Source organism: Bartonella sp. MR110HLJHH (assembly GCF_042194225.1).
Taxonomy (GTDB): Bacteria; Pseudomonadota; Alphaproteobacteria; order Rhizobiales; family Rhizobiaceae; genus Bartonella; species Bartonella grahamii.
Genome location: NZ_JBHIMQ010000099.1, coordinates 324 through 637 on the forward strand (window position 1 = coordinate 324; position 314 = coordinate 637).

Genomic DNA, 314 nt, shown 5'->3' on the forward strand with positions numbered 1-314 from the left:
ATGATAAGCCGCTAGCATTGCGATATTGACAACATCCGTATCGTTTCCACTAAACGGTACAATTTGGACAGATTTTTCCAACCCAATCAAAATAGGTCCAATAATGGTTGCTTCACCAAGCTCTTGCAGCATTTTGCTAGCAATGGAAGAGGCATGATATCCAGGCATTACCAAAATATTAGCTGGTTCCGTTAATCCCATAAAGGGATATTGCTGCATCAATTTCAAATTGAGTGCCACATCAGCACTCATTTCTCCATCAAATTCAAAATCAACTTTACGTTCATGCAACATGTTAACAGCATCCTGAATTT

At 38.9% G+C, this 314-nt stretch carries 1 protein-coding gene; it reads right to left on the reverse strand.

From position 1 onward, the window contains the following. Positions 1–314: phosphate acyltransferase (locus ACFIKB_RS09590; RefSeq protein WP_375653531.1), on the reverse strand; the 314-nt coding region annotated here is incomplete at both ends.